This window comes from Stenotrophomonas sp. STEN031 (genome assembly GCF_056759975.1).
Map to the genome: position 1 here is coordinate 17,452 of NZ_JBRREA010000040.1, position 20,125 is coordinate 37,576.

General features: G+C 64.8%; 14 protein-coding genes. 9 read left to right on the top strand and 5 right to left on the bottom strand.

Annotation, left to right across the window (positions count from 1 at the left end; all coding sequences use genetic code 11):
* Positions 1-29 precede the first annotated feature (29 nt).
* Positions 30-578 carry a hypothetical protein gene (locus ACVOLQ_RS16225; protein ID WP_481528641.1) on the top strand — a complete coding sequence of 183 codons (549 nt, stop codon included), beginning with the start codon at positions 30-32 and terminating at the stop codon, positions 576-578.
* 50 nt (positions 579-628) lie between these two features.
* Here the strand turns inward: ACVOLQ_RS16225 and ACVOLQ_RS16230 are convergent, their stop codons facing one another.
* The 4 genes from ACVOLQ_RS16230 to ACVOLQ_RS16245 all read right to left on the bottom strand — a co-directional run bounded on the left by ACVOLQ_RS16230 (position 629) and on the right by ACVOLQ_RS16245 (position 4,245).
* The gene (locus tag ACVOLQ_RS16230; RefSeq protein ID WP_481528642.1) at positions 629-1,066 is read right to left on the bottom strand and encodes a hypothetical protein; all 438 of its coding nucleotides are present in this window, start codon (positions 1,064-1,066) and stop codon (positions 629-631) included.
* Positions 1,067-1,109: 43 nt separating this feature from the next.
* The gene (locus tag ACVOLQ_RS16235) at positions 1,110-2,372 is read right to left on the bottom strand and encodes a heme biosynthesis protein HemY (protein ID WP_313174528.1); all 1,263 of its coding nucleotides are present in this window, start codon (positions 2,370-2,372) and stop codon (positions 1,110-1,112) included.
* Positions 2,369-3,349 carry a uroporphyrinogen-III C-methyltransferase gene (locus tag ACVOLQ_RS16240; protein ID WP_481528643.1) on the bottom strand — a complete coding sequence of 327 codons (981 nt, stop codon included), beginning with the start codon at positions 3,347-3,349 and terminating at the stop codon, positions 2,369-2,371. The genes ACVOLQ_RS16235 and ACVOLQ_RS16240 overlap by 4 nt, the downstream gene beginning before the upstream one ends.
* 113 nt (positions 3,350-3,462) lie before the next feature.
* Positions 3,463-4,245, bottom strand: coding sequence for a uroporphyrinogen-III synthase (locus ACVOLQ_RS16245; RefSeq protein ID WP_481528644.1), 783 nt, complete (start codon positions 4,243-4,245; stop codon positions 3,463-3,465).
* 42 nt (positions 4,246-4,287) lie between these two features.
* On the opposite strand from ACVOLQ_RS16245, the gene ACVOLQ_RS16250 reads away from it, so the two are divergent.
* The 5 genes from ACVOLQ_RS16250 to ACVOLQ_RS16270 all read left to right on the top strand — a co-directional run bounded on the left by ACVOLQ_RS16250 (position 4,288) and on the right by ACVOLQ_RS16270 (position 7,372).
* A complete protein-coding gene (locus tag ACVOLQ_RS16250; RefSeq protein WP_481528645.1) occupies positions 4,288-4,746 on the top strand; it encodes a YiiD C-terminal domain-containing protein in 459 nt (152 codons plus the stop codon).
* Positions 4,747-4,773: 27 nt separating this feature from the next.
* The gene (locus ACVOLQ_RS16255) at positions 4,774-5,202 is read left to right on the top strand and encodes a hypothetical protein (RefSeq protein ID WP_313174534.1); all 429 of its coding nucleotides are present in this window, start codon (positions 4,774-4,776) and stop codon (positions 5,200-5,202) included.
* 64 nt (positions 5,203-5,266) lie between these two features.
* Positions 5,267-5,704: a rhodanese-like domain-containing protein gene (locus ACVOLQ_RS16260; protein ID WP_313174536.1), complete on the top strand. Its 438-nt coding sequence runs from the start codon at positions 5,267-5,269 to the stop codon at positions 5,702-5,704.
* A gap of 104 nt (positions 5,705-5,808) precedes the next feature.
* The gene (gene secB, locus ACVOLQ_RS16265; protein WP_313174538.1) at positions 5,809-6,324 is read left to right on the top strand and encodes a protein-export chaperone SecB; all 516 of its coding nucleotides are present in this window, start codon (positions 5,809-5,811) and stop codon (positions 6,322-6,324) included.
* Positions 6,325-6,343: 19 nt separating this feature from the next.
* Entirely contained in the window at positions 6,344-7,372 is a 1,029-nt protein-coding gene (locus ACVOLQ_RS16270) for an NAD(P)H-dependent glycerol-3-phosphate dehydrogenase (protein WP_313174540.1), read from the top strand.
* Positions 7,373-7,698: 326 nt separating this feature from the next.
* Here ACVOLQ_RS16270 and ACVOLQ_RS16275 read toward each other — a convergent pair whose 3' ends face one another.
* Complete coding sequence (locus tag ACVOLQ_RS16275) at positions 7,699-8,271, bottom strand: OmpO family porin (protein WP_313495578.1); 573 nt, start codon at positions 8,269-8,271, stop codon at positions 7,699-7,701.
* 306 nt (positions 8,272-8,577) lie between these two features.
* Between ACVOLQ_RS16275 and ACVOLQ_RS16280 the strand changes: the two genes are divergently transcribed.
* From ACVOLQ_RS16280 to ACVOLQ_RS16290, 3 genes are all read left to right on the top strand, one after another.
* Positions 8,578-9,771, top strand: a complete 1,194-nt coding sequence (locus ACVOLQ_RS16280) for a hypothetical protein (protein ID WP_481528646.1) — start codon at positions 8,578-8,580, stop codon at positions 9,769-9,771.
* On the top strand, positions 9,768-15,236 hold the full coding sequence (locus tag ACVOLQ_RS16285; protein ID WP_481528647.1) for an AAA domain-containing protein: 5,469 nt from the start codon (positions 9,768-9,770) through the stop codon (positions 15,234-15,236). Before ACVOLQ_RS16280 ends, ACVOLQ_RS16285 begins: the two co-directional genes overlap by 4 nt.
* Before the next feature lie 863 nt (positions 15,237-16,099).
* Positions 16,100-19,969: an Ig-like domain-containing protein gene (locus ACVOLQ_RS16290; RefSeq protein WP_481528648.1), complete on the top strand. Its 3,870-nt coding sequence runs from the start codon at positions 16,100-16,102 to the stop codon at positions 19,967-19,969.
* The last annotated feature ends 156 nt before the right edge of the window (positions 19,970-20,125 follow it).

Sequence of the window (20,125 nt, forward strand, 5' to 3'; positions counted from 1 at the left end):
CCGCTGGAATTTCACAGGGGATGCAATCAATGGATGAGTTCAACCCATATGCGGCGCCGGAGGCCTTGCCGCCACCGCTGGCCAACAGCAGCCCGGACAACAGTACTTGTTGGCGCGATGGTGACGAGCTGCTGGCGTTGCCGCATAGCGATCTGCCGCGCTACTGCGTCAAATGCGGGAAGCCGGCGCTGGAGTACCGCCAGCGCAAGTTCTACTGGCATTCGCCGTGGATGTACCTGCTGATCCTGCTGCACTTCCTGGTCTATCTGATTGCCGCACTGGCGGTGCGCAAGACGGCGGTGCACAACGTCGGCCTGTGTTCGGCGCATCGCAAGCGGCGGCTGAATTTCATGCTGATGGCGTGGTGCTCGGCGGTACCGCTGTTTGGCTGTTTCCTGTTCGACAGTGGATGGGTGGTCGGCCTGGGGATACTGACGTTCCTGGTGATGCTGCTGTGGGGCCTGATCGGCATGCAGATACTCAAGCCCAGGAAGATCGATGTGAGCCTGGCGGTATATCGCGGCGTATCCACGGCGTTCCTGGCGCGCTTGCCGCGCTATCCCTATCGCCGTGACTAGCTGACGGCCGCAATCACGCCGGCGCGCATATGGGTGCCGGCGTGGAGCGGTCAGTCTTCGCTGGACGTCTGTGAGTGGTCCAGCAGGAACTGGCTGATGGCTTGGCGCAGCGGCAGGTCGTCCGTATGTTGCGCCAGTGCATCTGCGCGCCGTGCATGGTCCTGGGCGGCGGCGATATCGCCCAGGTTGGAAAGACGTTCGGCCAGTGCCAGGCCGATCGAAGCTTCGTAGTTGATCGCCTGCGCTGCGTTGGCAAGCATCAGTGCGTGCTTGTAGTGTGCGATGGCGACATGGTCATCGCCGGTGAAGTCGGCCAGCGTTTCCCAGAGGAAGGGATGGTCGCGGCCTGCAGCAGCGATTGAATCGCAGTAGGCGTGCAGCTGTGCATACAGCGATGCACTGGCCTCTTCTTCGCCATCTTCGCAGGCGTTGAGGATGGCGTCGGTCAACGCGACCACGCGCGCATGGATGTCCGGGGGTATGTTCATTACGGCTCGTTACGAAAAGCGTCGAGGGTGGGCTTGCAGAGACTCAGCCCGGCAAACGCGGAAAGCCATGCGCATCGCGTTCTTCAGCCACCGCCTGGTCCTGGATCTGCTGGTGCAGGTTGCGGCGTTGGATCGACTGTACGGGCTGGCCGCGGCGCTGGCGCACCGCATTGAGCAGGCACTGGCTGGCCAGCGCCTGCTCATCCTGTGCGGCAAACACCTCGCCCAGGGCCTCCCAGGCGTCGGCGCCGGCATCCTGGGCGATGGCCCTGTGCAGGAATTCCTCGGCCTGCGACCATTGGCCCTGGCCAACGGCCAGACGGGCCAGACCCAGCAGCAAAGCAGGGCTGTTGGGATGCGACTGCAGCCAGCGTTGTGCACTGGCGCGGCGCGAATCGAATTTCTCCACCGGCAGCTGCGTGTACAAGGCGACCAGGGCTTCGTCCCAGTGGCTGTCCAGGGTCTGTTCGATACTGCGCAGGGCAACGTCGGTCCAGTTCAGGGCGACCGCGCGCTGCGCATAGTGGGCCACCGCCTGCGCGCTGACCCGCAGTGATTTGGGCAGCACTTCCCAGCGTGCAGCCAGCGTATTGACGTCGCTGGCCTCGTCGAGCATCTGCAGGGCGAGCGTTGTTTCCAGTTCGGCGACAGCGTTCGGTGGCAACACCTGCTGCTGGCGCAGCGCGCCGAGCTGGCCGTAAGCCTCTTCGGCGCGACCGGCGCGCTGCAATGCCTCGGTACGCAGCCACAGGCCGCGCGGCGGCAGCGGCTGCAGGGCAGGCAGGTCCAGCGCGTTGATCGCTTCCAGTGGCTTGTCCAGCTGCAGCCAGCGCTCGGCGCTGTGCAGGGCGTGCAGGTGTGGGTCGGCTTCGGCCAGCTGTTGCAGATGTTGGCCGGCGCTGCTGTTGTCCTCGCGTGCTTCGGCTGCGCGCATGGCCGCAACCAGGGCGATCGGGCGTACGGCTTTCTCGGTCGCGGCGCTCTGCAGCAGTTTCTCGGCGCGTTGCCATTGGCCGTTGTCCAGTGCCTGCAGGCCATCGATCAGGCGCGCGCGCCCCTGCTTGCGGCGGTGCCGGGCCCAGGCCCGGAACGGTGTGCTGATCAGTGACCACAGCAGCCAAACCAGCAGTGCGGCGATCAGTACCGCCAGTGCGGCCTGCGGTAAGGTGGCGATGTAATCATGGTCGCCGGCGCGGACGATGACTTCGCCCAGGGCGCGTACCGAATCCTGGCCCAGCCATTGCGCGCCGAAGATGCCGATGGCGGCGACCAGCAGGACCAGCAGCAGGGAACGGAAAGCCTTCATGGTGCGTCCTTGGCGGCGCGCGTGTTGCGCAGTTGCTGCAGGGTGCTGCCGAGTTCGGGCAGGTTGGGGCGCAGTTCCACGCCACGCATCTGTCGCAGTTCGTTGCGGCGCTGCTGGCGTTGCGGTGAATCCGGCCACAGCCGCTGCAGCCACCCGTCGGCACGGTCCAGTGCCTGCTGCCAGGCCTTGTCATCACCGCGCTCAAGGGCGGCGCGGGCCAGGCTCAGCTCGATCTGCAGCGAGTCATTGGCGGCGATGCGCTCGGAACGGGCAACCAGTACCTTGCCGTCGGCGGGGCGGATCTGCACCAGCGGCGACAGCATCTGCTGCCACCATGGCTGCCGGGTGTCGGCGGGCAGCTGCAGGTGCTCGGGCAGGCGTTCCAGTTCGCTGGACCACTGCTCGAGCTGGGCAGCGGTGCGGGCGCGTACGCCCGGGCCCAACGCATCCAGCGCATTGCGCTCCTGGATCAGCGCCTGGCGCAGGTTGAGGTAGTCGGGGCTGTCGATGCCTTCCAGTGCGTTGGCGGCCAATGCATACAGGCGACGGGCGCCGTCCAGGTCACCGGCAAAGGTCAGCCGTTGCTGGGCCTGGTTGAGCAGCAGTTCCGCCTCTTCGCGGCGCACGGCCTGCGCGCCCTGGCGTGAACTGTCGGCCAGTTGGGCGAGGTTTTCTTCCAGCAGCGCATTGCGCTGGCTCAGCCCCAGCACTTCATCGCGCAGCACGCGGTTGGTGGCGGCGGCATCCTGGATGCTGCGGGCGTTGGCGCGCTGGTCGCGGCGCAGGGCTTCCAGCCCCTGTTGCAAGGCGCTCAACTGCTGACTGGCACTGTCGCGGGCCAGCGCTGCCTGCTGCTGGCGGGTCTGCCAGCTGTGCCAGCCAAACCAGCCGGCCGCGCCCAGCGCGGCGATGGCGATCAGCGGCAGGAGCCAGCGCAGCGGGCGGCGCGGTTGAGCGGGTGCGACGTCTTCATTCATCGGGGGCAACATCCTTGGCGGGCATGGCCACGACACAAGGGTGACCACGCTGTTGGTGCCGGCAAAGCATCGCCCGCGCGCTGCAGGCCTGCAAGTCGCCTCTGCGCGTGCACTCAGCCTGCGGCCGGGAAAACCGCTGCGTGGGCGGCGCTGGCCAATTGCCCGGGCAAGGGCCCGGCGGCAACGCTGATGTTGCGGAAACCAAGTTCGGCCGCAAGCGTGGCCAGGCGTGCGCTGGCGGCGACCGCCGCAGCGTCCTGCCATTGCTGCAGCAACGCTGGCGGCAGGTAGGGCAGCACCGTCTGCAGTGCCTCGCCACTGCTGATCGCCACGACATACGGCTGCGGCAGTGCCTGCAAGCGGGCGATGGTGGCCTTGCTGACCGGCAATGGCAGCCGCTCGTAGACATCGATCCGCTGCAGGGTGGCACCGCGTTCGCGTACCTGTGCGGCAATCACGCCGCGACCGCCGGGAGCAGTGACCAGGGCCACACGCAGTCCCTGCAGGTGCTGCATGGCAGGCAGGGCCAGCAGGCCCTCGCTGTCCATCCGGGTCGGGGCCTGCACGTTCACCGCGCCACGCCGACGCAAGGCGCGCGCCGTGCCTTCGCCCACGGCGACCACGCTGCCGGCACGCAGCTCGGCCAAGGGCAACAGGCGTGCAGCGGCTTCGGCGGCGGCAGGGCTGGTGAACACCAGTCGGTCGCAGGCGCGCGCTGCCGCCAGCTGCTCGCGCGTTGCCTCATCGGTACGCATCTGCAGGCGCCAGGGCGACAACGCCACGGTACGTGCACCCAAACGCGCAGCGGCGCTGCGCAAGGTGTCGTGCTGCCCTTGCGGGCGCATCGAGATGAGATGCCAGACCGTGTCGGCTGGCACATAGGCGGGGCGGTTCATTCCATGCATTATGCGGGCGCTTTCCGTTTTTCGTCCGATTTCATGTCCGAACATATTGATGAAACCGTGTTGCTGGAACAGCTCCAGCACACGCTCGTGGCAATGCCGCCGGTTGCGGCGATGGGAATCCGCATCGCCGGTTACGACAACGGCGTGCTGCGCATGCAGGCGCCGTTGGACGTCAACGTCAACGACAAGGGCAATGCCTTTGGCGGCAGCCTGGCCTCGGTGATGACCCTGTCGGGGTGGGCGCTGGTCAGCATGCGCCTTGGACTGGCCGGCAAACAGGCCGAGGTCTACGTGGCCGACAGCAACATCCGCTACCGCGCGCCGGTGTACGGCGATCTGCTGGCGACCGCGCGGCTGGCACCGGAACAGGACTGGGACGACTTCCTGACCCTGTTCACCAAGCGCGGCCGTGCCCGGGTGACGGTACGCGCGGCGATCGAGGGCGGCGCGGCCGAGTTCGAGGGACGCTTCGTCGCCCTCGGCAAAGGCTAAGATCGGCCATCACCGAAGGGGGCCTGCATGTACCGAAACCTGTTCCAGTCTGTTGTCATCGCCCTGTTGCTGGTCGCCGGCGGCGTGCAGGCGGAAGGGCCGAGCCGGTCGCAGCGCAACAAGCTGGTGCCCACCCAGGATGCCTATGTGGCGGCGGTGCGCTGGGGCGACTTCGAGAAGGCGGAAGGCTTCATCGACCCGCTGTACCTGCAGCAGCACCCGCTGACCGACCTGCAGCGCGAGCGCTACCGGCAGCTGCAGGTGTCCAGCTACCGTGAGCGTTCGGCCGGTGTGGGGGCCGATGGCAGCATCGAGCGGCGGGTCGAAATGGGCGTGATCAACCGCAATACCCAGGCCGAACGTCTGGTCATGGTGAATGAGCGCTGGCGTTGGGACCCGGAAGCCAAGCGCTGGTGGCAGGCCGCCGGTTTGCCGGATCTTTGGCAGGGACAATGAGGCATTGGCTGCATTTTCACCGGCTGTGCGACAATCCCTGCCCGCTTATCGACCCGTGACCTGAGTGAATTACGAAGAGTTGCTGGCCTTCGCCGGCCGAAATCCGATGCTGTCGCTGGCCCTGGCCGGCCTGACCGTGGCCATCATCGCCACCGAGGTCGCACGCCTGTTCCGCGGCTACAAATCGCTCAAGCCGTCCGAATTGACCCATATGATCAATGCCGGCGGTGCGACCGTGATCGATCTGTCGGCCGCTGCCGACTTCGAGAAGGGCCATATTGCCGGTAGCCGCAATGTGCAGCCGGCGCAGTTGACCCCCGCGCACAAACTGCTGGCCAACGCCAAGCAGAGCCCGGTGGTGCTGCTGTGCCGTACCGGCAATGCCTCGGCTACGGCCGCCAAAGCACTGAAAAAAGCCGGTTACGAGCAGGTTTATGTGCTCGACGGCGGCCTGCCGGCATGGCAGGCGGCAGACCTGTTGCTGGTCAAGGGCCGCAACTGAGTCAGCAAATTTTCAGCAAGGGCTTGTGTAGGGGAAGAACCGCCCCCATCGCTGGTCTTGTACTAATCCCATTCAATGAACAATCTGTTCTGGAGTCTTGAGCAATGTCCGAAGAGAACACCAACGGCGTAGTCCCGGCCGACGAATCCGCCAACGGCCCGGCTTTCACCATCGAGAAGATCTACGTCAAGGACGTTTCGTTCGAGTCGCCGAACTCCCCGGTCATCTTCAACGAGAACGTGCAGCCGGACCTGCAGCTGAACCTGAACCAGAAGGTGCAGCGCCTGTCGGAAACCGCTTTCGAAGTGGTGCTGGGCGTGACCCTGACCTGCAAGGCCGGTGACAAGACCGCCTATGTGGCCGAAGTTGAGCAGGCTGGCGTGTTCGGCCTGATCGGCCTGGAACCGCAGGCGATCGACGTGCTGCTCGGCACCCAGTGCCCGAACATCCTGTTCCCGTACGTGCGTTCGATGGTGTCGGACCTGATCCAGGCCGGCGGCTTCCCGCCGTTCTACCTGCAGCCGATCAACTTCGAAGGCCTGTACGCCGAGACCCTGCGTCAGCGTCAGCAGCAGGGCGAAGCCTCGCTGGCCGACTCCGAGCCGGCTGGCAACGCCTGATCGGCGTCTGCGTTCCAGTATGAGTACGAACGACGCGGAAAAGATCGCCGTTCTTGGCGCGGGCTCCTGGGGCACCGCGCTGGCCACCCTGTTGGCCCGGCACGGTTCCCGGACCGTGCTGTGGGGACGTGATGCAGCGGTAGTCGAGGCGATTGATCAGCGTCATGAGAATCCCCGGTATCTGCCGGGGATTCCCTTGCCAGAATCCCTGCGCGCCAGCACCGACCTGGCTGCCACCGTTGAAGGTGCGGCCTGGATCCTGGTGGTGGTGCCTTCGCATGCCTTTGCTGAAACCGTGCGCGCGCTGGCGCCGCTGCGGCCGGCCGGGGCAGGCGTGGCCTGGGCAACCAAGGGCTTCGAGCCCGGCTCGGGCCGTTTCCTGCATGAAGTAGCGCGTGAAGTGCTGGGCCCGGACGTGCCGTTGGCCGTCGTCACTGGCCCGTCCTTCGCCAAGGAGGTCACCCTGGGCCTGCCCACCGCCATTACCGTGCACGGTGATGACGAGGCATTCGCCCAGCAGGTGGCCGATGCGATGCACGGCCCGGCATTCCGCGCCTATACCGGCGACGACATGGTCGGCGCCGAGCTGGGCGGGGCGATGAAGAACGTGCTGGCGGTGGCCACCGGCGTGGCCGATGGCATGCAGCTGGGCCTGAACGCCCGTGCCGGCCTGATCACCCGTGGCCTCAACGAGATGCTGCGGCTGGCAGCCGCCATTGGTGGCAAGCCGGAAACCCTGATGGGCCTGGCTGGTCTCGGCGATCTGGTGCTGACCAGCACCGGCGACCTGTCGCGCAACCGCCGTCTGGGTCTGGCACTCGGCCGCGGCCAGAGCCTGCCGGATGCTGTGAAGGAAATCGGCCAGGTGGTGGAATCGGTGCAGACCGCCGATGAAGTCATGCGTCAGGCCGATCGCCACGGCATCGACCTGCCGATCTCCAAGGCGGTGCAGTCGGTACTGCACGGCGAACTGAGCCCCTCCGAAGGCCTGCAGCAGCTGCTGGCCCGTGAGCAGAAACCGGAATACCCGGACACGCTGTTCAAGTAAGGATGCGCGACGATCAAAGAAGAAGCCCGGCAATGCCGGGCTTTTTGTTTTGTAGTGCCGAGCCATGCTCGGCAGTGGCTTTACCGATGGACCCCCTGCCGAGCCTGGTTCGGCACTACGCTCCCTCCCTTTGGCGCAGCCAAGGGGAGGGTTGGGGAGGGGTAGCTTTGGAGTTGGCTGGTAAGGCTTCTGCCGAGCATGGCTCGGCACTACAAAAACCCGGACGCCGCCCAAAAAAGAAGCCCGGTCGGGGGAGGACCGGGCTTCCAGCGGCGCGTGGGAGAGAGGTCACGCGCCATACAACACCACTACTTGTCGCTTGTCGCTTACCAGGTGAAGCGCGGGCCGACGAACCATTCCTTGTCGCCAGCCTTGGCCAGCTTCACTTCGCCGGTCAGGCCCCAGTTCGCGTTGAACTTGCCGGTGGCGCCGACGCGGCCGTAGAACTCGCCATCCGGGTTGTAGCCACGCTTCTTGCTGTAGTCCTCGTAACCGGCCAGGGCATAGCCTTCGAAGTTCGGGGTGAAGGCGGTACGCACGCCGACTTCAGCGCTGTAGCCGTTGAACTTCGGGCCGTACTCCAAATCCAGCTTCTGGTAGGCCGCACGGGCCAGCAGGTCGGTGTTCGGGGCCACGGTGTAGTTGTAGCCAACACCCAGGCGCCACTGGTCGACATCAGCCTTGAACTTGTCGGTTTCCTGCGCGTTGTACTCACCGAACACATGGAAGTTCGGGTGCACCGCAACCGAGCCCTTCAGCGCCCAACCATCGGCGTCGCCGCCCTTGGCATCGGTATTCACATAGCCGCCTTCCACATAGTTGTAGGACAGGCCATCGGCAGCCGAAGCGGCGAACGGCAGGGCGGCCAGCAGGCCCAGAGCGATCAAAGAAGTCTTCATTTCGGCATTACCTCGTTATTGGTCTTGATCGGTACGGCCTGAATGGGTGGCCGTTCGACAGTTGTGAATTATCCGTTAGCCGACGGAATCCACCCTGAATATCAAACTGACCAGTACATAAATTAAGGTGAAGAACGGGGAACTTCTCCAGCCACGAAGGTTCCTGCGGAATCGGCTGTTTCCGCGCATCGGGACAGCACACACGGATGGATCGACACAGGCGACATGCCCGGCCGCAGCGTTCGGTCGGCCCGCCTTGCATGAATCTCCTAAACTCCCTGCTCTGGATACGCACGGAAACCCCGCATGGATGTCACACCCAGGGAACGGCCTGCATTGGCGCCGCTCGATTACCACCGCCAACTGGTGACGTACCTGAAGCAGCACGAGCCCGATGTCTGGCGCTGGGCGGCATCGCAGAAGATCCGCGACGAGCACCTCGCCCAGGTCCGTGCAGACTTGTTGCGTGACACCTACCGGCTGGAAGCCCAGGCCCATCCCGAAATCCACGCCAGTCTGCAGTTGGCGATGCAGCGGCTTGGCGTGGACGCGCCGGCCACGCTGTACCAGGCCGGCGGCCAGGTCATGAATGCCGCACTGCTGTTCGTGCCGGGCGAGGTCCATGTGGTGTTGCAGGGGCCGGTGCTGGAGCGGCTGGGCGAGGACGAACGGCTGGCCCTGTTTGGCCACGAGCTGGCGCACTACGTGCTGTGGTCGCTGGAGGGCGGCGACTTCCATGTTGCCGACCGCATCCTCAATGACGCGCTGGCATCGGCGCAGGCCACGGCCAGCCATGCCGAGACCCTGCGCCGGTTCGCACTGCATACCGAACTGTTTGCTGATCGCGGCGGCGCGTTGGCAGCCGCTGCCCCGGGCCCGGCGGTGAGTACCTTGCTGAAGGTCCAGACCGGCATCGCCAACCCTGATCCGGCGGCCTACCTGCGGCAGGCAGCGGAAGTGGACGCCGGCGAAAAACAGGCCAGCAGCATGCGCAGCCATCCGGAAACCTTCATCCGTGCCCGCGCGCTGGAGCTGTGGTGGCAGGGGGCCGAGCAGCAGGCTGAGTGGATTGCCGAAAAGCTCTGCGGAAGCCTGTCATTGGAGGCGCTGGATTTGCTCGACCAGATAAGGTTGCAGCAACTGACGCGTGGCTTCCTGACACACTTCCTCGAGGAGCCGGCATTGCGCAGCGCGCTGGTGCTCAACCAGGTACGGCAGCTGTTCCCGGACTGGAACCCGGACGAAGCGGCGGTTACGGCGCAGGCGATTGCGCAGATGAAACTGGATGACAGCGTGCGCGCCTACCTCAATGCGCTGATGCTTGATCTTGCGCTGGTCGACAACGACGCACAGGACGCTGCACTGCTGCGCGCAAGCATGCTGGCCCATGCCTTGGGCAGCGCGCAGGCGCTGCAGGTCAACCTCAAACGCGATGCGCGCCTGGGCAAACGTGAGTTGGACAAGTTGAAGAAGAACACCGAACGGGCGATGCAGGCATGAGCGTGATCGAAGAAACTCCGGCGTCCTCGGGCAACCTCGCCAGCTTGATCGACGCACAGGCCGGTGCAGCGCTTGCCACCGATGACGTGCTGCTGCTGGTGCTGCCGCTGTTCGCACAGGTAGCCGCGTTGCACGCCGCGGGTCGCGTGGCGGCGCTTTCGCCCGATGCGATCCTGTTGGACGCTGCCGGTGCGCTGGCCCTGCGCAATGCCGGCGGCCAGGCCGCGAGCAGGGCCAGTGCGGCTGTCATGAACCGGGTGCAGCCCAGCGCGACTTCCACCCTCAACATCGTCGGCACATTGCGCTTGGCGCATGATGCCGATGGTCGCGAGCGCGTGGATGACCTGGCGGTGCAGGCGGATCCGGACGCGCCGATTGAGCAGCCGGTCTACCTGCCGGGCTATCGCAGCTGGGAGCTGGCACTGGGGCAGCATGACGAGCTGACCGACATCTTCCAACTGGGCATGTTGCTGGCCGCGCTGGCCTGCGGCCTGGACTTCGATGACGTCGATGACCTGCGCAGCTTCGCCGGCAACCGCGAGAACCTGTTCGTGCTGGCACCGCGGCTGCATCCGGTGGTGGCCAGCGTCATCGTCGAGATGACCGCGCTCAACCGGCATGACCGTGGCACCGAGTTGAATGGTCTGGCCACGCGCCTGCGCACCTGGCGTGAGCAGCCGGAAGTGCTGGATGTGGCGCGTGCCCTGTCCGGCGTCAGCGGCCTGTCGTCGCGTCGTGGCGCGGTGCTGTCGCATCTGCGCGACCGCTTGTTCGACCTGTCTCGGCGCAACCGCTTGCTGTTCTTCCGGCCCACCGCCGGCTCGGTCAACATCACCGTCTCCAGCGTGCCGCTGATGCTGCAGGTGGAAAGCATCCGGCCCGAGCACATCTGCACCTGGGGCGGGCCCTTCGCGGCGGAACTGGGCGCGGGCAAGGCGGTGGACCTGCAGCGTTGGCTGCGCTTCGACGACCAGCCCTTCCTGCCCGCGGCACTGGACAAACTGATCCAGGAAACACGCCGCGACCGCGCCGAGTACGGCTTCAGCAACCTGCGCCTGGTGGTCGCCTTCCTGCGTTGGCACAACCTCAAGGAATTCCCCGAGGAGCGCATCACCACGCCATTGCTGTGGCTGCCGGTGGACCTGGTCAAGCGCAAGGGCGTGCGCGACCAGTACGTGTTGCAAGCCGAGGACGGCGAGGCCGAGTTCAACCCGGTGCTGCGCCACCAGCTGCGCCAGCTCTATGACATCCAACTGCCGGAAACGGTGGACCTGCAGAAGACCAGCATCGCGCAGATCCATGCCGACCTGCTGGCTCAGATCCGCCGTACCGAGCCGTCGGTGGAGCTGCGTTTGCTGGAGAAGGCGCAGATCAAGCTGGTGCGGCAGAAGGCGCTGCAGCGCCTGCAGCAGTTCCAGCGCCGCCGTCCCAGCGGACGTGTGAACCGCATGTCCGGCGCGCACCTGCCAGACTACAGTTACGAACGCGAAGACTATCGCCCGCTCGGCCAGGCGCTGTTCGAACGCTGGGTGCGGCCGAGTGCGCTGCCGCAGCGTTTCGAGGCCGGTGCCGCCCCCAGCGCGGGTCCGCGCCATGCACGCATGGTCGATGCCGCCGTCGATGCCGAGCGCGTGGGTTACGCGCTGCAGGAAGCCGAAGGGCACCGCTATGCCTGGGACCTGGACCTGGCCCAGGTGACGCTGGCCAACTTCAACTACAAGAAGATGTCACTGGTGCGTGACTACACGCAGCTGCTGGAAGCCGGCAATGACAATCCGGCCTTCGACCGCGTGTTCTCGATCGAACCGCGTGCCGTGGACAACGCGCCTGCCGAAGCGCTGCCACTGCGCGAACAATGGAATGTCATCGCCTCCGATGCCACCCAGGGAGCCGCGGTGGGCCTGGCGCGCAGCCAACGCAGTTTCATCATCCAGGGGCCACCCGGCACCGGCAAGTCGCAGACCATCACCAACCTGATTGCCGATTACGCCGGCCGCGGCAAGCGCGTGCTTTTCGTCTGCGAGAAGCGCGCGGCGCTCGACGTGGTGTTCCATCGCCTCAAGCAGGCCGGCCTGGATCCGCTGTGCTGCCTCATCCACGACTCGCAGGCCGACAAGAAGGCCTTCATCGCTGACCTGCGTGGCTGCTATGAACGCTGGGTCGCCCAGCCGCACAACAGCGAGCCGCTGACCCGGCAGCGCGATGCGGTGCTGGAGCGGCTGCAACACCTGCAGGCGCGTGTCGACGCGTTCGAGCAGGCCATGTCGTCGGCGCCGGAGCCGCTGGGCACCAGCGTGCGCCAGTTGGTACGGCGCATGGCCGAACTGCCGGCCATGCCGGAACTGGATCCGGCGCGACGGGAACTGTTGCCGACACTGGCCGCCTGGGACCGCCAGCGGGAGCTGGCCTTGCGCGTGCAGCGCAGCCTGCAGGAGCGCTTCGGCATCGACAGCCTGGCGGCGCATCCGTTCGCGCAGCTGTCCGCTGCGTTGGTGGCCGATGAACGTGCCTTCGGCCGCGTGCAGCAGTTGGTGGACGATTGCGAGGCCTTGCTTGAACAGCTGGACCCGGTGCTGGAGGACAGCGCTGGCCTGATCAAACCGGAACTGAGCCCGGCGCAGGCATTGGAGTTGGCCGAGCATGCACGCTGGTTGCTGGACAACGGCATGGCCGCGCAGCTGCAGTTGCTGGAGGCAGGCTCCTCGCAGGCGGCGGCATTGCAGCAGGTGAGCGATGCGCTGGAAAAACAGCGTGAGGCCGTGCACAGGGCCGCGCAGGCCACCACCAACTGGCGCGACAAACTGGGCGAGGTGGATGCGCAGGCCGCATTGGCCCTGGCGCAGCAGCTGGAGGGTTCGCTGACGCGCTGGCTGCAACCGGGCTGGTGGCGCCTGCGCGGCGAGCTGCGGCGCCGCTATGATTTTGGCAAGCATGCGGTGCACCCCGGCTACGCCAGGGTGTTGCAGTCATTGGTCGCCGAACAGGAGGCGACCGCTGCACTGGCGCAGGCCGATGCAGGCAGCTGCCGACAGTTTGGCGTGACCAGCATGCATGGTTTGCTGGAGGCGCTGCGCCAGCTGCGTGAGCTGCAGAGCGGTTCCGCGGCGATGCAGACGCTGCTGGCACATCTGAATCGTGCGTTGGACCCGGTCACCGCAGCGCGCAATGAAGCCGTTGCCGCGGCGCCCTTGGGCAAGCTGATCCAGCGCCTCGGCGAAAGCGTGGATGCACAGCCGACCCTGCGCCTGGAGCAGGTTGGCGAGTTGATGCGCGACCTGCGCGAAGGGCTGGAGGAATTGCCGGACCTGCTGCCGCTGCTGCGGGCGGTGCACGCCGGCGATCCGGCGGTCAGCGCGGCATTGCGGCAGCTGACGATGCCGGTGGCGCAGATCGAGTCGCTGGTTGCCGATGAGGCACTGCGTCGGCTGGAACGCGCACACCCGGAGCTGGCGCGCTTCGATGGCGCGGCCTTGGCAGGCACTGCCCGCCGCATCAACGATGGCCAGCGCGAGCTGCTGGGCCTGAACGCCAAGGTAGTGCAGGCCACCCTGCATCGCTTGTTTGCCGGCAATGTACAGACCTCGTCCATGTCGGCTACCCAGCTTGATGCGGCCGGCAAGGAGTTCAAGAAGCTGTACGCCACCGGCCGCCGCGAGCTTGAGCACGAGTTCGGCAAGAGCATGCGCCACCGCTCGATCCGCGATCTGTCCGATGACGAGACCGGTCTGGTCGTCAACGACCTCAAGCCGATCTGGCTGATGAGCCCGTTGTCGGTCTCCGATACCCTGCCGCTGTCGCCGGACCTGTTCGACGTTGTGATCTTCGACGAGGCCAGCCAGATCCCCACCGAGGAAGCCGTGCCGGCACTGAGCAGGGCGCGCCAGATCGTGGTGGTCGGCGATGAAATGCAGCTGCCACCCACCAGCTTCTTCGCTGCCGCCGGCGACGACGAGGACGAGGTGGTGGTGGAAGAAGAGGGAGAACGCATCGCCATCAACATGGACTCGGACAGCCTGCTCAACCAGGCCGCGCGCAACCTGCCGGCGACCCTGCTGGCCTGGCACTACCGCAGCCGCCACGAGGCGCTGATCAGCTTCTCCAATGCGGCCTTCTACGATGGCAGGCTGGTCACCATCCCGGATCGCAGGATCGAGCCGTCGACCGAGATGCCGGCGTCGCTGCTTTCAACCCAGGATGATGCGGGAGCATTGGGCGTGGACGCGCTGCAGGAGCGCGCGGTCAGCTTCCACCACATCGCCGATGGTGTGTATGGTGCACGCCGCAACCCGGCCGAAGCGCGCTACATCGCGCAGATGGTGCGCGAACTGCTGCACCGTGGCAGCGGCCAGAGCATTGGCATCGTTGCCTTCTCCGAGGCGCAGCAGGCCGAGATCGAAACGGCGCTTGAGACCTTGGCCGCGGAGGATGCCGAGTTCGCGCTGCAGCTTGAGCGCGAGTACGTACGCGAGGATGAGGACCAGTTCAACGGCCTGTTCGTGAAGAACCTGGAGAACGTGCAGGGCGACGAACGCGACGTGATCATTCTCAGCATCTGCTATGCACCCGGTGCGGATGGACGGATGCTGATGAACTTCGGCCCGATCAACCAGCGCGGTGGTGAAAAGCGCTTGAACGTGATCTTCAGCCGTGCACGGCTGCGGATGGCGGTGGTATCCAGCATCCACGCCGAGGCGATCACCAATACCCACAATGACGGCGCCGCCGCACTGCGTGCCTTCCTGCAATTTGCCCAGGCCAATGCGCGTGGCGACGTTGAGCGCGCGCAGCTGGTGCTGGGGGCACTCAATGCGGGCGCACGCGAGGCATTTGCGACGGCGCCCAGTGCCGATGCGATCCGTCAGGGGCTGGCACAGGCGCTGCGCCAGCGCGGGCATACCGTGCACGAGCAGGTTGGGCGTTCGCAGTTCCGTTGTGATCTGGCGATCGTGGACCCGGCGGGTGGCGACTACCAGCTGGCGATCCTGCTCGATGGTCCGGCGCAGGCCGTGCCGGATACGCGCGAACGTTACGTGTTCCGGCCCGGTGTACTGCGCGGGTTTGGCTGGAAGGTGATCGATGTTCCCGGCCGCGACTGGTTGCGTGCCCCCGATACGGTGCTGGCCCGCATCGACGCCGCAATGCAAGGCGTGGAGGCGGAGCTAGACGATGCATTTGAGCCTATCGCCGAGGCCGCATTGCCGGCGCAGGACGCTATGACTGACGTGGCCGATGCCCCGCCACCGGTGACCGAAGAAGCCATCGGCCGGAGCCTGGTGTTCGATCAGGGTGCATCGAACAAGTTCTGGCGGGTGAGCGTCAGCGGCACCGAGTTGGTGGTGAGCTATGGCCGCATCGGCAGCAGCGGCCAGCGCAACGTGAAGGTCTTCGACAGCACCGAGCGTGTACGCCGGGAGATGGACAAACTGGTGGCCGAGAAATTGGGCAAGGGTTATCGCGACGCCTAGTCGTTGCGGCGTGAACAGCGGGTGCGCGCCGCAGCCCGGGATCGCGCGGCTGCAGCAATGACAGTGCTGCAGCCGTTGGCAAAGAACGCTTCGCGGCGGGCATTGCCCACACGGTGTACTGCTTGCCGGAATGAAGCACGCTGCGATGTTTGAATCCTCACCTTGGCTGTCGCTTGAACATCGCCTGATGGATGCCGGTTGACGGTTGGCGTGTTCGCGGAACGCGCACCACCCAGCGCTGGAGCGTTGTTTCTCAAGAGAAGCCGGGGGGTAATTACGGCGCGCGTGCAACGTGCTGGCGCTGCACTCCGCGCCGATGGCGCACCGTTGGATCACGGTGCGGCATTTGAGTTGTTTCCCATGTATCTAGTTCTGCGGCCTGCGGATAATTCCGCCGTACGCTGCTGTACTGTCTGTTTCCTCCATCGGTTGGTTTTCTTCTGTCGCAAGACGGTGGCTCCAGCACGGCTGACGGATAGGCACATCACCTGGTTGTGGTCGCATCTGCATGGATCGCTGTCCGGGATCCAGCCGTCGACGCGCCCAGGTCGTCGTATCACGCACGGTTACCCGGCGTGCCGGATTGCGGGCATCAATGCTCCTGTCTGGAAACCATCGCGTACTACGCCGGCAATCCAGGAGCAGACGTGCACCGTGCTGCTGGGGCGTCGTTCTGCTGTCGTCGCCCTACCGGCGCGGCATTGGAAAGCAGGTATCCGTTACGACCTTCGCCACGCGTGTCGGCGGCCGGGCGAGCTTGCGCGTACGGCACGCGCGTTGGACGTAGAACTCGATAAAAAAAACACGGACGTGTGCTGGCCAAAAGGCGCGCGCACGTCCAGATAGAATCTATGGAGAAGAAAGTGAACGCAGCGGGTAATGGCCAGATCGTGCAGGCGGCCGACAACAATCATATGGTCGCCTTCCTGGCCGACAGCATTCCGGCGATCGACGCCATCATTGACGATCACGGTGATCGAACCGGGGTGATCGCCAATGGCGGATACACCGATGACGGCCGCCCCGAGATCAACGGCAAGGGTACGCCCGGCGATCTCATCCATATTTACGATGGCGCCGAACTGCTGGGACGTATCCGGGTTGCCGCCGATGGCAGCTGGTCCTTTACGCCGCTGCTGCCGTTGTCGGATGGCAAGCACGAAATCACCGTGGTGCATGAATCGCTGGACGGTGACGTAAGTGACGCGTCCGCGCCGTATGTGATCATCGTGGACAAGATTGCTCCCGACAAGCCATCGATCATCGACGTGTTCGATGACGTCGGTCCACAGACCGGCAGCATCGGCAATGGCGGCGGTACCGATGACACCACCCCTACGCTGTCGGGCAAGGCTGAGGCGGGCAACACCGTCACCATCATCGACAATGGCAAGGTGATTGGCGAGGTGCAGGTTGCCGATGACGGCAACTGGGCGTTCACGCCGGATGCCGAGCTCGTTGACGGTCAGCATGAATTCGAAGTGGTGATGACCGATCAGGCCGGCAACGTCTCCGAGCACTCGGACAAGCACCTCATCGTGGTCCAGGCCAAGGTGCCGACGCAGATCGCCACTGTCACCTCGATGAGCAAGGACTGGGGTGTCAGCAGCAGTGACTGGCTCACCAATGACGGTGGCGCAGGTCGTTTGATGCAGGGTGCACTCAGTGCACAGCTTGGTGCCGATGAGCGCTTGCTGGTCTCCACCGACGGCGGCCTGAGCTGGAACCCCGCGGTGGTGGACGGGTTGCGCTGGGCCGCACAGGACAACAACAGCCACAGTGGCAACTGGTCGATCCAGACCAGGGTGGTGAATGATGCGGGCCGCAGTGGTGCGGTGGAATCACGCGAAGTGTTCCTCGACACCCTGGCGCCGGATGCACCCACCAAACTGACTGTCGACGGTTCCTACCTGACGGTGGCATTCGACAAGACGGGTGTGTCGGTTGGCGACACCGTCAGCGTCGTGCTCAATGGCCAGCGCTTTGACCATGCACTGACCACCAAGGATGTACAGGCAGGCAGCGTGCGGTTGTCGCCGGGTTTCTCGGTGGCTACGGGCGATGTGATGGCCGCGATCATCGACAAGGCCGGCAACAGCTCCAAGTACCGCGACATGGGCGAGCAGAAGTACATCGACTTCACCGGCGCAGGCTACGTCGATCTCAATACCGGGCAGAGCACCAGCCACAAGGGGCTGCGTATCACGTCCGAGTACGACTACAACCTGTCCAAGATCTATGGGTTGATGACCGGCCTGACCAATTACGATCCGGCGATCAACACCGGCATGAAGATCGGCGTCACCGGCCGTACCCGCATCGACTTCACCGAAGGCCCAGTGTCCGAGGTCAAGTTCCTGGTGACCAACCTGCAGGCAGGCTACTTCGCACCGACGACGGTGAGGTTCTACTCGGCCAGCGGCCAACAGATTGGTCAGCAGTCGCTGTCGGCGTACTGGCCGAACACCGTCAACGCGTCGTTCAAGGCACCCGCTGGCCAGGAATTCTCGTACATGGTGGTGACTACCGGCGCCCGGATCCCGGGCAAGTGCGTCATCGGTGACTGGGACTGGATCGGCCTGGACAACTTCGAGTTCCGCGCTGGCCCAAGCGAGCTCAACGTACTCAGCAACCAGACCATCGAGAACAAGGCCGGTACCTACTACGGTGGCAACGAGGACAACGTATTCTCGCTGGCCAACGTTGCGCACATCAATGCAGCGTCCAGCGGCGGGGTTGCCGGCGGTGGCGGTGTCGATACGCTCAAGCTGACCGGCGCCAACCAGGTATTGGATCTGGGGGTACTGAAGGACAAGATCGATTCCATCGAGATCTTCGACATCACCGGCAGCGGCAAGAACACGCTGAAGATGTCGATTGCCGATGTACTGGCCACCGGCGGGCGCGATCAGTTTGTCGCCGATGGCAACGTACAGGTGCTGGTCAAGGGCAACGCCGGTGACAATGTGGTGCTCGGTGCGATGCTGCACGGCGCGGTCCAGGGCGAATGGCAACTGCACAGCCAGCTCGTCGTCGCTGGCATCACCTACGACGTCTACAAGCATTCGGTGTTTGCCGCCGAAGTGCTGGTGCAGGCGGGCGTTGGCGTGCAGCTGGACATGTCCATCGTCGCGATGGGCAAGGACAGTCACATCGCTGGCGATTACAGCACCGCCGATGGCAGTTCGGGCCGTCTCGTGCAGGGTGAACTGGCTTCGGCTTTGCCTGCCGGTGCCAGCATTGAAGTCTCCACCGATGGTGGCAAACACTGGGGCACCGCGCGGGTCAAGGATGGCAAGTGGTACTTCACCGATGTGCAAGCGCACGCGCAGAGCTGGACCATCCAGGCACGCGTAGTCGGCGGCACCGGCACCATCGGGCAGACGATCGAGCGCACTGTCGAGTTGACCGCCAAGCTTGGGGCGCCGTCGATTGTGAAAATTGCTGAGGCCGAAGGCGTGCTGACCGCCGCAGAAGCAAGCAATGGCGTCGACATGATTGTTTCCCTGGACGGCTCGACCGCCAAAGCCGGTGACATCGTGCACGTGCAATGGGGTATTGCCACTTACGCGCATGTGCTGACTGCCGCACAGGTTACCGCCGGCCAGGTTACGGTGAAGGTGCCGGCGGCGGTAACCAGTAATGCCGTTGCCACCGCGCAGGGTGTTGCCTATGACTTCGACGTGGCGGTCAGCATTGTCGCCAATGGCGTGCAGGGCCCGAAGTCGGACGCCTATAGCGTGATTGGTGGTGGCTTTGCCACCAAGGCGTTGAGCGATACGCTGAACATCGCGAGTACGTTGGTCGTTGGTGATGCCTACATCGGCAAGGGCGTGACCGTGAGCGCGGTGAACGGAACCCTGAGCAAGGGTGCGGCGACCACCGCAACCCTCGCGGGCCTGACCCTCACCGGGGGCGAGGATGCCGTGCTGCACTTTGACCTGGAAAAATCCGCAAACAAGTTCCAGCTGACCTTGTCCGGCTTGGACAATACGGCAGGCGGTGCGGTGATCGTCATCTATGACGTGGCCGGCAACGAGCTCAAGCGCGAAACCATCACCGGTACGCTGACTTCCAAGCGTTACGTCAAGGCCTATGCCTTCGCCGCGCCGGAAGGCGTGGATGTGCGTAGCTTCGACATCATTCCCGCAGGCGGGAAGATCACCGTTGGTGCTTTCAGCCAGACGCAGGTCACGCATGTGTCGGACGTTCGCGACGTGAACACCGTTGATGAGCTTGTCGACACGTATTACGGCAGTGCGGGTGATGACGTGATCACCTTGAAGTATGCCGCTGCCACCTACCTTGCCAATGCCGGCAACAAGGGCATCCATGGGGGTGACGGCATCGATATCCTGAAGATCGCAGGTGCTGGCCAGACCTTGAACCTCAATCTGGCCACGTCGGCAGGGAAGCTTTCCGGCATTGAAATCATCGACTTGACGGGTACCGGCAACAACACGCTGACCCTGTCACTGAAGGACGTACTCGCCAATGGCCAGGTGGACCTGTTCCATCAGGGCGACAAGCAGACCGTGCAGATGATGGTGAAGGGCAATGCCGGTGATGTCGTCAACATCGACGACCTGCTGGGTGCGGGCGGACCCGATCTGGGTGATTGGGCTTCGATGGGCAAGCAGTCCATCGACGGTATCGCGTATGTCGTCTACCAGCACTCGGGCCTGGATGCCGAACTGCTCGTGCAGGACACGATGAAGGTCGGCTTGATCTAGCAGCAGCCCCGCAGTCGGCGCAAGGCCGGTTGTGGTAGTAACTGAAGCGGGAAGGGGGGCGGCCGGGGGGGCAGGCAATCCGTGATTAGTTATAAAAGGGGGACCGCGTTTTGTTATACCAGCCCCCCCCCCAACACCCGGCAATTCACCCCGAGA